The 15784-nt window shown below is 33.5% G+C and carries 12 protein-coding genes; 10 read left to right on the forward strand and 2 right to left on the reverse strand.

Annotation, left to right across the window (positions count from 1 at the left end):
* Window positions 1–79: 79 nt before the first annotated feature.
* From topA to BXU01_RS13385, 8 genes are all read left to right on the forward strand, one after another.
* Window positions 80–2596, forward strand: coding sequence for a type I DNA topoisomerase (gene topA, locus BXU01_RS13350; RefSeq protein WP_083693650.1), 2517 nt, complete (start codon window positions 80–82; stop codon window positions 2594–2596).
* Between the two features lie 3 nt (window positions 2597–2599).
* Window positions 2600–3751 (forward strand): formimidoylglutamase, encoded by a 1152-nt coding sequence (locus BXU01_RS13355; protein ID WP_083693651.1) that lies wholly within the window; start codon window positions 2600–2602, stop codon window positions 3749–3751.
* 262 nt (window positions 3752–4013) lie between these two features.
* Window positions 4014–5423, forward strand: a complete 1410-nt coding sequence (gldK, locus tag BXU01_RS13360; protein WP_055094854.1) for a gliding motility lipoprotein GldK — start codon at window positions 4014–4016, stop codon at window positions 5421–5423.
* A 62-nt stretch (window positions 5424–5485) separates the two neighbouring features.
* Window positions 5486–6133 carry a gliding motility protein GldL gene (gldL, locus tag BXU01_RS13365; protein ID WP_083693652.1) on the forward strand — a complete coding sequence of 216 codons (648 nt, stop codon included), beginning with the start codon at window positions 5486–5488 and terminating at the stop codon, window positions 6131–6133.
* Window positions 6134–6185: 52 nt separating this feature from the next.
* Window positions 6186–7727: a gliding motility protein GldM gene (gene gldM, locus BXU01_RS13370; protein WP_055094850.1), complete on the forward strand. Its 1542-nt coding sequence runs from the start codon at window positions 6186–6188 to the stop codon at window positions 7725–7727.
* 45 nt (window positions 7728–7772) lie between these two features.
* Window positions 7773–8762: a gliding motility protein GldN gene (gldN, locus tag BXU01_RS13375; protein WP_055094848.1), complete on the forward strand. Its 990-nt coding sequence runs from the start codon at window positions 7773–7775 to the stop codon at window positions 8760–8762.
* A 277-nt stretch (window positions 8763–9039) separates the two neighbouring features.
* The gene (gene gldN / locus BXU01_RS13380; RefSeq protein ID WP_083693653.1) at window positions 9040–10029 is read left to right on the forward strand and encodes a gliding motility protein GldN; all 990 of its coding nucleotides are present in this window, start codon (window positions 9040–9042) and stop codon (window positions 10027–10029) included.
* Between the two features lie 76 nt (window positions 10030–10105).
* The gene (locus BXU01_RS13385; RefSeq protein WP_083693654.1) at window positions 10106–11179 is read left to right on the forward strand and encodes an FAD-binding oxidoreductase; all 1074 of its coding nucleotides are present in this window, start codon (window positions 10106–10108) and stop codon (window positions 11177–11179) included.
* Here the strand turns inward: BXU01_RS13385 and BXU01_RS13390 are convergent.
* Complete coding sequence (locus tag BXU01_RS13390; RefSeq protein WP_083693655.1) at window positions 11160–11543, reverse strand: DUF983 domain-containing protein; 384 nt, start codon at window positions 11541–11543, stop codon at window positions 11160–11162. The genes BXU01_RS13385 and BXU01_RS13390 overlap by 20 nt on opposite strands.
* A 75-nt stretch (window positions 11544–11618) precedes the next feature.
* On the opposite strand from BXU01_RS13390, the gene abc-f reads away from it, so the two are divergent.
* The gene (gene abc-f, locus BXU01_RS13395; protein WP_083693656.1) at window positions 11619–13532 is read left to right on the forward strand and encodes a ribosomal protection-like ABC-F family protein; all 1914 of its coding nucleotides are present in this window, start codon (window positions 11619–11621) and stop codon (window positions 13530–13532) included.
* A gap of 311 nt (window positions 13533–13843) precedes the next feature.
* Here the strand turns inward: abc-f and BXU01_RS13400 are convergent, their stop codons facing one another.
* Window positions 13844–14803 carry an App1 family protein gene (locus BXU01_RS13400; protein WP_083693657.1) on the reverse strand — a complete coding sequence of 320 codons (960 nt, stop codon included), beginning with the start codon at window positions 14801–14803 and terminating at the stop codon, window positions 13844–13846.
* Between the two features lie 66 nt (window positions 14804–14869).
* On the opposite strand from BXU01_RS13400, the gene BXU01_RS13405 reads away from it, so the two are divergent.
* Window positions 14870–15739, forward strand: a complete 870-nt coding sequence (locus tag BXU01_RS13405; RefSeq protein ID WP_083693688.1) for a diacylglycerol kinase family protein — start codon at window positions 14870–14872, stop codon at window positions 15737–15739.
* Window positions 15740–15784: the final 45 nt, after the last annotated feature.

Here is a 15784-nt window from a genome sequence, read left to right on the forward strand (position 1 = left end):
TATTAAAATAAATCAAAAATGAATTCACACAGTTGATATTTAAAAAAAATAGATACTTTTGTTGCAGAAAAATAGAGCAATGGCAAAGAATTTAGTAATAGTTGAGTCACCTGCAAAGGCGAAAACGATAGAGAAATTTCTGGGAAGTGATTTTCAAGTAGAGTCGAGTTACGGACATATAGCGGATTTACCATCAAAGGAAATAGGAGTAGATGTAGAAAATGGATTTAAACCTAAATACGAAGTTTCTCCGGATAAAAAAGCCTTGGTAAGCAAATTGAAAACACTATCTAAGAATGCCGAAATGGTTTGGTTAGCAAGTGATGAGGACCGCGAAGGGGAAGCTATTTCATGGCATCTTGCGGAAGAACTAAAACTGGATGTAAAAAAAACCAAGCGAATTGTTTTTCACGAAATTACAAAATCAGCGATTCTTAAAGCAATCGAGAATCCAAGAGAAATAGATTATAATTTAGTAAACGCACAACAAGCCCGTCGTGTTTTAGACCGTTTGGTGGGTTATGAATTATCTCCGGTTTTGTGGAGAAAAATTAAAGGTGGACTTTCTGCCGGGCGTGTACAATCAGTTTCGGTACGTTTAATTGTTGAAAGAGAACGTGAGATCCAAAACTTTAATGCAGTTGCCAGTTACTCAATCGTAGCAGAATTTGTAAATGAAGCAGGAAAAGCTTTCAAAGCCAAATTGCCAAAAAACTTCAATACTAAAAAAGAAGCCGAAGATTTTTTAAATAAAAATATCGGATCACAATATAAGGTAGCAGATTTAGAAACCAAACCTACCAAAAAATCTCCAACAGCGCCTTTTACAACTTCGACTTTGCAACAAGAAGCAGCGAGAAAATTGTATTTGCCAGTTGGAATCACGATGCAGCTTGCACAACGTTTATACGAAGCGGGACTTATTACTTATATGAGAACTGATAGTGTGAATCTTTCTAAAGATGCTATGGATGCTGCTGAGGCTGAAATTATAAAATCATACGGAAAAGAATTTTCGAAGCCAAGGACTTTTGCTAACAAAAGTAAAGGAGCTCAGGAAGCGCACGAGGCAATTCGTCCTACAGATATGTCACGTCACTCTGTAAATATTGATCGTGATCAGGCTCGTTTATATGATTTGATCTGGAAAAGAACATTGGCATCTCAAATGAGTGATGCACAATTAGAAAGAACAAACGTAAAAATTGAAGCAAATAATCACAGTGAAATTTTTACAGCTTCGGGAGAAGTTTTGCTTTTTGAAGGATTTCTGAAAGTATACCTTGAAGGGCATGATGATGATGAGGAAGAACAAGAAGGAATGTTACCTGCATTAAAAGTAAATGAAAAATTAGTTAACAACTATATTACAGCAACCGAAAGATATTCAAGACCTCCGGCTCGTTATACAGAAGCTTCTTTGGTGAAAAAATTAGAGGAATTAGGAATTGGTCGTCCATCTACATATGCACCAACTATTTCGACTATCATCAATAGAAATTATGTTGAAAAAGGAACTCTTGAAGGTCAGGAACGTAATTATACACAGCTTACATTACAAAATAGTAAAGTAGGGGAGAAATTGCTAAAAGAAAACACAGGTTCAGATAAAGGAAAATTAGTTCCAACGGATATTGGGACAATTGTAACGGATTTCTTAGTTAAGAATTTTGGAAACATCCTAGATTATAACTTTACAGCAAAAGTAGAACAGGATTTTGATGAAATTGCCGAAGGAAATATCGACTGGGCAATTATGATGCAGGAATTCTACAATAAGTTTCATCCAAATGTAAAAGAGGTTGAGGCGAATGCAGAACGTGAAAGCGGAGAAAGAATCCTGGGTAAAGATGCTGACGGAAGACAAGTTTCTGTTCGTTTAGGGAAATTTGGACCAATGGCTCAGATTGGTGAAGCAGATGATGAAGATAAAAAGTTTGCCAGCTTAATGTCTGATCAGAATATTGGAAATATTTCGCTTGAAGAAGCTTTAAATTTATTTTTACTGCCTAAAAGTTTAGGAGAATATAAAGGAGAAGAAGTAGAAGTAAATAATGGTCGTTACGGTCCTTATGTGCGTCACGGAAGTGTTTTTATTTCTTTACCTAAAGGTGAAGATCCATTAGGGCTTTCTAAAGACAGAGCGCAAGAATTAATTGATGAAAAAGCAATTGCAGATGCTCCAATTGCAGTTTATAAAGGCGAAGGTGTTCAAAAAGGTGTAGGTCGTTTTGGACCTTTCATCAAATGGAATGGTATTTTTATTAATGTAAGTAAAAAATATAATTTTGATAACTTATCTCAACAAGAAGTAGAAGAGCTAATTGAAGATAAATTACAGAAAAATATAGATAAAGTGCTCCATAATTGGGAAGATGAAGGAATTTTGGTTGAAAAAGCGCGCTGGGGCCGTTCAGTTATTACAAAAGGTAAAATCAAAATTGAATTAAGTAAAGATGTTGATGCAACAAAATTAACCTTGGCTGAAGTTCAGGAAATGATTGCTAAAAAAACACCGGCAAAAAAGACACCAGCAAAAAAAGCAACAACCGCTAAGAAAGCTCCAGCTAAAAAAACGGCTGCTAAAAAGAAATAATAAATGGAATTTGATTTTCTAGAACCAGTTAATGACGGAATTTTAAAATTCATTAGTTCATTGTCTTCACAAGAATTGGGCAGCAAAATTGTTTTGCATACCCAGGATCAGTTTCCTGATATTAGCAAAATTACAATTGCAATAGTGGGCGTTCTTGAAGATCGTCGTAATAGTAATGTGATTAATGAAGTCAACCTGAATGCTGTTCGTAAAAAACTGTACAGTATGTTTCCTGGTAATTGGGATGCATCTATTGCAGATTTAGGGGATATTCTTGCAGGGGACTCTGTAGAGGATACTTATTTTGCTCTTAAAAAAGTAACCGCTACTTTAATTAAGAATAAAGTGATTCCTATAGTTATAGGAGGTTCGCAAGATTTGACGTATGCTTTATATCGCGCTTATGATGATTTAGAGCAAATGGTGAACATGGTTGCCGTAGATAATAAGTTTGATTTTGGAAAAGAAAATGAAACCGTTTCGGCTAATTCTTATCTGACTAAGATCATTATAGATGAGCCTAATAACTTGTTTAATTATTGTAATATAGGATATCAGACCTATTATAATTCACAAGAAGAGATAGATTTGATCGAGAAATTGTTCTTTGATGCTTATCGTTTAGGTGAAATTTCGAATAAAATTACATTGGCAGAGCCTGTATTTAGGGATGCTGATTTAATTAGTATTGATTTAAATTCGGTAAAGTCGTCAGCGTCAGCTAATATGATTACCTTTGAGCCGAATGGTTTCAATGGAAAAGAGATATGTTCATTAGCAAGATATGCGGGAATTAGTGATAAAGTTTCCTGTTTTGGAATTTTTAATCACAATAGTACGGTTCCTGAAGCGGGAATTATTGCGCAGATAGTTTGGTATTTTATAGAAGGATATCATTACCGTTCAAAAGAATATCCTTTTGGTAGTCGGGCAACGTATTTAAAATATATTGTTCCATTAGAAGATGAAGAATTAATTTTTTATAAAAGTGACAAAACGGATCGTTGGTGGATTGAAATTCCGTTCGAATCAAATGGTCACAATAAATTGAAAAGAAATACGTTATTACCGTGTTCATACGACGAATATTTGAGTGCTTGTAATCAGGAATTGCCAGAAAGGTGGTGGAAAGCACAGAGAAAAAACGCTTTATAGAACAAAATTTTAGTCAAAATCATAATTTTTTAAAATTTCAAAAAAATTGTTAAATAATATTAGTAGGAAAATAAATCTAAATGGTAAATTTTAACGTTTTACGTCGATTTTTTCTGCTAGTTTATCGATCAAATATTTTTTTTTTATTTTATTTAACATTATTTTTGAACGGTAAAATAAATTTCGCAACTAGTATTGTTTTTTAGATAAATAATAAATACGTTTACGGACTTATAATAATGAATAGAAATCCCAAATTTATATGAAGAAGTTTATTGCATTTGCAGCAATGTTAACACTGGTAATTGGCTGTGGTAAGTCAGGAGACAAAGGTGAGTTAGTTGGTGTTACAGGAGGGAAATGGCATCCTGAAAAACCTTATGGAATGACATTAGTTCCTGGTGGGTCTTTTATTATGGGTAAATCAGATGCTGATTTAGCTAATGTAGAAGATGCTCCGACTAAAACAGTAACGGTTCGTTCGTTTTATATGGATGAAACTGAGATTACAAATAGTGAGTACCGTCAATTTGTAGAATGGGTAAAAGATTCTACAATGAGAGTTCGTTTGGCAATTTTAGCTGATGAAACAGGTCAAAAACCTGCTGGTGATGCTAAAGGTAAAAAAGGAGGTAGTATCTCAGACTATGCATTTAACGATTCTGAGCCAGACAAAATGACGGCTTATGATAAGTATATGTATGATAACTACTATAGTGTAGGAACAAAAGATGATCCATATGCTGGAAGAAAGTTAAACAAAAAAGTTAAACTAATTAAAGATACTAAAGCTTATCCAGATGAGTATTACGCTGAAGTAATGGATTCTATGTATTTGCCAATTGAAGAATCATATAATGGTTTAAGAACAATTGATGTAAATAAATTGAAATTCCGTTATTCATGGATGGATATTCAGGCTGCTGCAAAAGCTAAAGTTGGAAAAAGAAAAGACTTCGTTAAAACTGAACAAGTTAGTGTGTATCCTGATACAACAGTTTGGATTAAAGATTTCGCTTACTCATATAATGAGCCAATGCACAATGATTATTTCTGGCACAAAGCTTATGGGGATTATCCTGTAGTTGGTGTAACCTGGAAACAAGCTAAAGCATTCTGTGCCTGGAGAACATTAAATAAAAACAGCTATATCAAATCTAAGAAAAAAGGACGTGATTTAGTAAATGCCTTCAGATTACCAACTGAAGCAGAATGGGAATATGCTGCAAGAGGTGGTCTGGAATCTGCAACTTATCCTTGGGGTGGTCCTTACACTAAAAGTGACAGAGGTTGTTTCTTAGCAAACTTTAAACCAAGCAGAGGAGATTATGCAGCTGATGAGGCTTTATATACTGTTGAAGCTAAATCATATGAAGTAAATGGATACGGATTATATAATATGGCAGGAAACGTTTCAGAGTGGACAGATTCAGCTTATAATCCAAATGCATACGAATATGTTTCTACAATGAACCCTAACGTAATTGACGGAAACAACCAAAGAAAAGTGGTTCGTGGAGGATCTTGGAAAGACGTTGCTTATTTCCTACAAGTAAGCACTCGTGACCACGAATATGCAGATTCTGCAAGAAGTTATATTGGTTTCAGAACTGTACAGGATTACATGGGAACTCAAACAACCGGAAGCGGAAAAAAGAAAAGTAAATTATAATTAAATTCAAATTCAATAACCAAATCAAATCTATTTTAAATTAAAACCTAAAAAAAAGTATTATGGCATTATTAAGTAAAAAAGCAATGAATTTCGCTTATGGTATGGGAGCGGCAGTAGTAATCGTTGGAGCTCTTTTCAAAATTACTCACTTTGAAATTGGACCATTAACAGGAACAGTGATGTTGTCAGTTGGATTATTAACTGAAGCGTTAATCTTTGCTCTTTCGGCTTTTGAACCAGTTGAAGACGAATTAGACTGGACTCTTGTTTACCCTGAATTAGCTAATGGTCAAGCTAGAAAAAGAGAAGATAAAGTTGAAGCACAAGCTGATGCCCAAGGATTATTATCTCAAAAATTAGATGTAATGTTGAAAGAAGCTAAAATTGACGGTGAGTTAATGGCAAGCTTAGGAAACAGCATCAAAAACTTCGAAGGTGCTGCAAAAGCAATTTCTCCAACAGTAGATTCTATTGCAGGACAAAAGAAATATGCTGAAGAAATGTCTATGGCTGCTGCACAAATGGAATCATTAAACAGCTTGTACAAAGTACAATTAGAAAGTGCTTCAAGAAACGCACAAGCAAATAGCGAAATCGCTGAAAATGCTTCTAAATTAAAAGAGCAAATGCAATCTATGACTGCAAATATCGCTTCTTTAAACAGCGTTTATGGTGGTATGCTTTCTGCAATGAGTAACAAAGGATAATTAGTTTTTGACTATTATATTAAATTTATTAATAAAGAACTAATTAGAAAAAATGGCAGGAGGAAAATTAACCCCTAGACAGAAGATGATTAACCTGATGTATCTGGTTTTCATCGCAATGTTAGCAATGAACGTATCAAAAGAAGTTATATCTGCTTTTGGTTTGATGAATGAAAAATTTGAAAGTGCAAATACTAGTTCAACAGAAACAAATGCAAGTTTACTAACATCTTTAGATCAAAAAGCTGCTGAAGCAAAAGGAGAATTCGCAATTGCTGCAGTTACAGCTCATAAAGTTGAAACAATTTCAAAAGAATTTTACGATTATATTGGTACTTTAAAAGCTCAGTCTATCAAAGGATTTGAAGTAGAAAAAGAAACTGGTAAACTTCCTTACGAAGCTATGGACAGAGGTGATAACATCGATGACTGGTTTACAGGAGATGGTTACACTAAAAAAGGTAACGAAATTATCGCTAAAATTCAAAAATATAAATCAGATATTAAAGCTGCTTTAGGTACAGACAAAAAATATGCTGGTATTATTTCTGAAGTTGAGAAAAAATTTGATGTTTCTGACGTAAAAAACAAAGAAGGTATAAAAGAAAGCTACTTAGCATATCACTTTAAAGGTTTTCCTGCAATCGCATCTGCTGCTAAACTTTCAGCTTGGCAAAATGACGTTAAGAAAACTGAGGCAGACGTTTATAATAGTGCTTTAGGAAAAGCGGCTGTTGCTGCTGCTTCTTACAGCAACTATCAAGCGATTGTTGTTTTAGATAAAAACGCTTATTTCCAAGGAGAAAAAGTAACTGGTAAAGTAGTTTTAGGTCGTTATGACGAAAATACTAAACCAACTTCATTCCAAGGTCCTGGACAAATTGTTAACGGACAAGCTGTTATTTCATTAACTGCAGGAGGTGTTGGAGAGCAAAATATTAATGGACAATTTACATTCTTAGAAGATGGTAAAAACATTCCATTGAAATTTAAAGGAACTTATGTTGTTGTACCAAGACCAAACTCTGCTACAATTTCAGCTGATAAGATGAATGTTGTTTATAGAGGTGTTGTTAACCCAATCTCTGTATCTTTTGCTGGTGTTGATGCAAACAAAATTAATGCAAGTGCTCCTGGATTATCTTCTGCCGGAAAACCTGGTAAATATAACATGAGCCCTGGACAAGGTACTGAAGCTACAATTTCTGTAACTGGAACATTACCAAACGGTGATAAAGTTACAGACAAGAAAACATTCAGAATTAAAGGTATTCCTGGACCAACAGGAACAATTAGAGGAGAGATGGGTGTTGTTAAAGGACCTAAATCTAACTTAGAAATTGCTACTATTGGTGCTAAATTACTTGATTTCGATTTCGAAGTTGGTTTAGATGTTGTTGGATTTAATATGAAAATTGCTGGACAACCTACTGTTGTTGTTTCTGGTAACAGATTAAATGCACAATGTAAAACAGTTCTTTCAAGAGCTGGAAAAGGAGACCAGGTTACTATTTCTGAAATTAAGACTAAACTTGTTGGAGCTGGTAGTTATTTATTACCAAGAACTGCTCCGGTAATTTACGAAATACAATAAAATTAGTAGTTAAAACTACATTCAATATCTTATAATGATACCACGATGAAAGTAAGAAATTTTTTAATAGCCGTTGTTTCTATCGCTGGAGGTTTTTCTTCTTATGCGCAATCGAATTTGCTAAATGCAAAAACACCTGATCAGATAGGGCTTAAGACTCCTGCGCAACTTATTTCTGATAATGATAAGCCTTTGGCGTATGGTTATGTAGATGATAGAGATATCTTGATGGGAAAAACTACTTGGGAAATCATTGATTTAAATGAAAAAATCAACTTTCCGATGTATTTTCCGGTTGATACAGCTAATATTGGTTCAGACAGACGTTCGCTTTACGACGTTTTGACGAAAGCTGTTAAAAACGGCAAAATAACTGAAGTATATAGCGACAGTTATTTCAATACTAAAAAATCTTTGAAAGATATTCAAGGTGCGTTATCTCGTATTGATACAACAGATGCCGGTAGAGAGTTAATCAACCAATATCCAGACGACTATAAATCACGTGTTGTGAAGAAAAAAGTTGTTACAGGTACTGGTAAAAAGAAAGTTGTTTCTTATGTTGAGGAAACAGTTGGTCCAACAAGATCTGTACCTGCTGAATATATCCTTAAACAAGATTTGACTGCGGCTGATGTTACACAATATAAAATAAAAGGATACTGGTATTTTGACAAACGTCAAAGTGAACTGAAATATCGTTTACTTGGAATTTGTCCTGTAACTCCGGATGTTTATACTATGAATAGCGATGAGAAGGATTATATAGAGTTATTTTGGGTTTTCTTCCCAAATGCCAGAGAAGCATTGCATGAAGCAAAAGCCTTTAATGACAGTAACTCTGCACTTCCAATTTCATTCGATCAGATTTTGAATTCAAGACGTTTTAATGCGGTTGTTTATAAAGAAGAAAACTTGTACGGAGATCGTGAGATCAAAGATTACATGAAAGACAACGCACAAAATCAGTTATTAGAATCTGAAAGAGTAAAAGAGAAGATTCGTAACTTCGAGCAAGATATGTGGAACTACTAAGTATCTAAATTACATCATACTAAAAACTCTTACTACCATGTAGTAAGAGTTTTTTTTGTTTTAATCAAGCTTAGAAATAATTGTTTTTCGTATTTGCTTTTTCACTACTATTATGCTGAAAATGTATATTAAAGACAGTGAATTGGTTAACAAACTGAAGTAATCTTTTTTTTAAACCTATTTTGATGTCTTAACTCTTAAAATTTACATAATTGTAAGAAAAATAATAAAATATTATTAAAGTTTAGTTACCTTTGTCGCCTAAAAAGTGTTCATGATGAAAGGGAAAAATTTTTTAATGGTTATTGTTTTGATCGCTGGTGCTTTTGCATCTAATGCACAATCAAATTTACTGAATGCAAAAACGGCTGAGCAGATAGGACTTAAAACTCCTGCACAACTGATCTCAGATAATGATAAGCCTCTGGCTTATGGTTATGTAGACGATAGAGATATTTTGATGGGAAAAACTACCTGGGAGATTATAGATCTAAACGAAAAAATAAACTTTCCGTTATATTTTCCGGTAGATACTGCTAATATTGGTTCTGACAGGCGATCGCTTTATGACGTTTTAACAAAAGCTATTAGAAACGGTAAAATTACCGAAGTATACAGTGATAGTTATTTTAATACCAAAAAATCCTTAAAAGATATTCAAGGCGCTTTATCACGTATCGATACTACAGATGCCGGTAGAGAATTAATCAACCAATATCCTGATGACTACAAAACTCATGTTGTAAAGAAAAAAGTTGTCACTGGTACAGGTAAGAAAAAAGTTGTTACCTATGTTGAAGAAACTGTTGGGGCAACAAGGTCAATTCCGTCAGAGTATATCCTTAAACAAGATTTAACTGCTGCTGATGTTACACAATATAAGATTAAAGGATACTGGTATTTTGACAAGCGTCAGAGTGATTTAAAATATCGATTATTGGGTATTTGTCCTGTAACTCCGGATGTATATACAATGAATAGTGACGAAAAAGATTATATTGAATTATTTTGGGTTTTTTACCCTAATGCCCGTGAAGTACTGCATGAAGGAAAAGCTTTTAATGATAAAAACTCTGCAATACCTATTTCCTTTGATCAGATTTTAAATTCAAGACATTTTAATGCCGTAATCTATAAAGAAGAAAATATGTACGGCGATCGTGAGATCAAAACCTACATTAAAGATGATGCACAAAGTCAATTGTTAGAATCTGAAAGAGTAAAAGAGAAGATTCGTAACTTCGAGGAAAATATGTGGAACTACTAAGTTTCTAATTACATTATACCAAAAACTCTTACTACCTTTGTATTAAGAGTTTTTTTTATATAGTACCTTTTATAATATGTTAGATTATTTGATTGTTGGGTCTGGACTGGCTGGAATTTCTTTTGCGGAAGTTGCTCTTAAAAACAATAAAACTTTTTTGGTAATTGATAATAAATCCCAAAACTCATCAAGAGTTGCAGGAGGATTATATAATCCTGTTATTTTGAAACGCTTTAGTGAAGTTTGGAAAGCGCAGGAACAATTGGTTTTAATGAATCAGTTTTACAGTCAGATTGAAGATAAGCTGAAAGTAAAATTTAATTTTCAACTTCCAATTTTAAGAAAGTTTTTCTCTATCGAAGAACAAAATAATTGGTTTGCTGCTTCAGACAAAAAAAACCTGGCTCCTTTTTTATCTACTAAACTAATCACAAAAAAATACAATAGTATTGATTCTCCATATGACTATGGAGAAGTTTTACATACTGGTTATGTAGATACAGCTTTGTTATTGGATTGTTATAAAGAATATCTAGAAGAGAATAATCTATTAATGGAAGAGTTTTTTGATAATACTTATATTGAATTTTTTGATTACGGAATTCAGTATAAAAATATTCAGGCTCGCCATATCATTTTTGCAGAAGGGTTTGGGCTGCATAGAAACCCTTTTTTTAATTATTTGCCATTAGATGGTACAAAAGGAGAATTGTTTGTAATAAAAGCCCCCAATTTAAACTTAGATGTCATTGTAAATACAAGTGTATTTATATTGCCAATGGGAAATGATTTGTTCAAAGTTGGTGCTACATACAATTGGCAGGATAAAACGGATTTACCTACAGAAGAAGGAAAACAAGAATTAGTAGATCGAATAAAAGAAATTATTACCTGCGATTTTGAAATCATGAAGCATTTTGGAGGAGTTCGGCCAACAGTTAAAGACAGAAGACCGTTGATTGGAACACATTATGAACGTAAATGTCTTCACATTCTTAACGGATTAGGAACGCGAGGTGTAATGTTAGGACCTGCGATGGCGCAAGCCCTTTTTGATAATATCGAAAATGAAATTCCTTTAGATCGCGAAATTGACATTCAGCGATTTCATAAAAAGTATTTGAAAACCCTTATTTTTGACCGGCCTTAGGATCATACGATACAAACATATTAATATATAAGTTTCTTGAAAGTCTCAAAACAAAAGGAAATAATACGATTAGGGAAATAACAATTGCTATAAAAGATTCTTCAATAGTGGTTTTAAAAAATACAAACGAAATGATAAAAGCTGCAATTCCTACGGCTACATTTAGACCGTAACTCACATACATTGCACCATAAAAAAACGAAGGTTCAATTTGATATTTTAATCCGCAATGACTACAATTGTCGTTCATTTTTAGAACTTTAGTCAAATGAAGCGGGTTTTTGTCTGAATACATACTTTCTTTTTGGCATTTTGGACAACTTCCTGTTAAAATACTATTTAGTTTCGATCCTTTTTTTAACATTTGCAAAAAATTAAATTACCCCATTAAATTGGGAGTGTAAATTTACACAATCAATTAGTTATAAAATAACATTACATGCTTAATATACACAATTTATCGGTTTCTTTTGGTGGTACTTATTTATTTGAAGAGGTAACTTTTCGTTTAGGTGCCGGAGATCGAGTTGGACTTGTCGGAAAAAATGGTGCTGGAAAATCTACAATGCTTAAAATGCTGGCAAGAGATTTTGCTCCTGATTCCGGAGTTATTTCTCAGGAGAAAGATATTCGAATGGGTTTTTTACGACAAGATATTGATTTTGAACGTGGAAGAACGGTATTAGAGGAAGCTTATGAAGCTTTTACTGAAATTAAAGTTGTAGAGAAAAAACTAGAAGAAATTAATCATCAATTGGTTACCAGAACTGATTATGAAAGTGAAGAATACGGACAAATCATTGAAGATTTATCTGATTACACCCATCGTTTTGACCTTTTAGGAGGTTACAATTATGTAGGTGATACAGAAAAAATTCTTTTAGGATTAGGTTTTAAAAGAGAAGTTTTTAATAATCAAACCGAAACATTTTCCGGAGGTTGGAGAATGCGTATCGAGCTGGCGAAATTATTATTACAGTCAAACGATGTGCTGCTTCTGGATGAGCCTACGAATCACTTGGATATCGAGAGTATCATTTGGTTAGAAAGTTTCCTGCGCAGTTATCCTGGAGTTGTTGTAATTGTTTCGCACGATAAAATGTTCCTTGATAATGTTACGAATCGTACGATCGAAATTTCATTAGGAAAAGCATATGACTTTAATAAACCATATTCTCAATATCTAGAATTGCGTCATGAAATTCGTGAAAAGCAATTGGCAACGCAAAAGAATCAGGCAAAGAAAATTGAAGAAACAGAAAAACTAATCGAAAAATTCCGTGCAAAAGCTTCAAAAGCTTCAATGGCGCAATCATTGATTAAAAAGTTAGATAAAGTAGAACGAATTGAAGTTGATGAAGACGACAATTCAGTAATGAATATCTCTTTTCCAGTTTCTAAAGAACCAGGAAGAGTAGTGGTAGAAGCCGAAAATGTTACGAAATCATACGGCGATAAAACAATCCTTAAAGACATTAGCCTGTTAGTTGAGCGCGGAAGCAAAATTGCTTTTGTGGGACAAAATGGTCAGGGAAAATCGACGTTTATTAAAGCTATTGTTGATGAATTCGAATATCAGGGAAGTATCAAACTGGGTCATAATGTACAATTAGGTTATTTTGCACAAAATCAGGCAGAATATCTTGATGGCGAAATTACTTTGCTTCAAACCATGGAAGACGCTGCAATGGACACGAATCGATCTAAAGTTCGTGATATGCTGGGTTCATTTTTGTTTCGTGGCGATGATGTCGAGAAAAAAGTAAAAGTACTTTCAGGAGGAGAACGTAACCGTTTGGCACTTTGTAAGTTGTTATTACAGCCTATAAATGTATTATTGATGGATGAGCCTACGAATCACTTAGATATTAAATCTAAGAACGTTCTGAAGGCTGCACTTCAAAAATTTGGAGGAACTTTATTATTGGTTTCTCACGATAGGGATTTCCTTCAGGGAATGTCGAATATAGTTTACGAATTCAAAGATCAACAGATCAAAGAATATTTAGGAGATATCAACTATTTCTTAGAACAGCGCAATCTTGAGAATATGCGTGAAGTCGAGAAAAAAGATGTTGCTAAAGCTGCTGCTCCAAAAGAAAGTAATAAAACTTCATACGAAGACCAGAAAAAAGGTAAAGCGTTACAAAATAAATTAAGCAAGGTCGAAAGTCAGATCAAACAATTAGAGCGAGATATTCAGCACGACGATAAATTGCTGGCTTCTAATTATGACAAACATATCGAAGATGCTTCATTTTTTACAGCTTATAACAAAAAGAAAAGTGATTTAGATCAATTGCTTCTTGACTGGGAAATTGTTCAGGAAGAGATTGATAATTTTACTGCTTAGTATTTGATTTAGGAGCTATTTCCAGCTTTCCGTTTCAAGTCCTCACAAAAAAAATGCATTTCTAATGTTGCAAAAAGAGCTTCTTTCAGTCGCTTTTTTTCAACAAGAAATGCAATTTTTTTTGCTCCGGGCTTTCCTCTTCAATCTGGGCTAGGAGTAGCAGTTTTCAGTCACAGTATTCAGTCACGGTTTTCAGTTTTAGATTTGTTCAGTTTTCAGTTTACAAATTTTTCGCAATGACAAAAACAAGAACAAAAACCTGTGAAAACCAGTTGAAACCCGCGTCATCCGTGTGCCAATATACGCTAACCTTAAATAATCCCAATACTTTTAGAATGCATAATCGCTTCGCTGCTATTTTTATAATAACAAACAGAAACTTCTAAAGCTTCTAAATTCTTCATGATCTTTTTCGTTGCTTCTTTTTGGTGTTTGCCGGTTTGCCTGATGTAAACTGCTTTTACGGTAACAGGAAATATTTTGCAGATTCGCTCGTATAAAACAGGATCGTGTTGAGAATCATCTCCCAGTAAAACATATTTTAGATTTGGATAAAACTCTAAAACATGTTTTATTTTATCAAATTTATGATCGTGATTTCCGCTTCCGCTCATGAAGAAATCTGTAATACCTCTTTTTATATCTTTCAATAAAATTACAGCTCTCGGAAGCTTGTGTATTTTAGTAAACTTTACAATAAACCGATACAAATTCCACTCACTGCTTGAAACGTAAAAAAAAGCATTTTCTTCTTCCTTATTGTTTCTTCCTGCTGAACTTAAAGCTTGATAATGAGGTACAACATCAGTAAAAACTTTGCGGTCATTTACATTTTTAAACAGAAGAATGTAGATTTTTTTAAAGAAATTCTGGGTATGGGAAATCAAAAAAGTGTCATCAATATCAGATATGATTCCTAATTTCCCTTTATGAGGTCTTATAAAACTGCCTTTTTCGGTTATGGTTTCATTTTCATATCTAATACTTACTTCATATTCCATCCATCCAAAATTAGTTTCTGTTTCAAGCGGAATACAAAATTTAAAATATCCGTCATCTAGTGTTTTAGTGTGAATTTCCTGATTGCCGCATTTTAAATAAATATCAAAATTCTCAAGCGTTTTTATTCTAAACTGATTAATGATAGAACGTGCATTTTTTAAATTTTTCTTCTGAAAATCATAGTCATACGTTCTTTTAAAAACATGCCCCATTACAATTAATTCTTCTTCATTGGCATAACCTCGATATAATTGTAAAATTGGTTTCATTAATTGCGTATATTTATAGATGGATGCTGTAAATTAATTATTTTAATTGACTTTAAAAATAAAATTTTGAAAAAGAATATCATATTTGTTGTAAACCCTATTTCCGGAGACCTTGATAAAACGAGTTTAATCGAAGCTGTTCAGGAGTTTGCAACCACAAATAATTTTGATCTGGAAGTTTATGAAACTACAGGAAAAAGTGATCAAAAAGAAATACAATCACTATATAATCAATATCAACCGGAAAGAATTATAGTTGCCGGTGGAGACGGAACCATAAAAATGGTAGCCGAAGCGATGGAAGAATTTGATGTAATTATTGGCATTTTGCCTGCTGGCTCCGCTAATGGTTTATCTGTAGATCTAAATTTACCAACCACAATTGAAGAGAACCTGAAAACAGCTTTTCTTAGTCGTTATATCGAAATGGATATGATTTGTATCAATGGTAAAAAAAGTATTCATTTAAGCGACATTGGTCTCAATGCTGATCTAGTTAAAAATTATGAAGAAAGTAATTTAAGAGGCTTTTGGGGTTATGCTTTGCAAGCCTATAACACGCTTGTAGATTCTAATGATCCTTTTGTTGCAACAATTTCTACGGGAAAGGATACAGTTGTACATACGGCAAGAATGATCGTAATTGCGAATTCTCAGAAATATGGAACTGGGGTAACTATCAATCCTAACGGTTCCATGAACGATGGAAAATTTGAATTGGTGATCTTAAAAAGCCTGGATTTATTATTGCTCGGAAAAATTATTACAGGAAATATGCCTATTGATTCAGATGATATTGTAATTATTTCGACAGATAAAGCCACCATAAAAACAGATTACCCGGTTAATTTTCAAATTGATGGAGAATATTGTGGTGCCCAGACTTCGTTAGAAATTTATATTTTGCATAAGCAAATGAAAATTGCAATTCCTTAGTTTTGTGGTTTAATTAATGTCGTCCCGATGGGGCCGGAAATCTCA

This window comes from [Flexibacter] sp. ATCC 35103 (assembly GCF_001975985.1).
Classification (GTDB): Bacteria; Bacteroidota; Bacteroidia; order Flavobacteriales; family Flavobacteriaceae; genus Flavobacterium.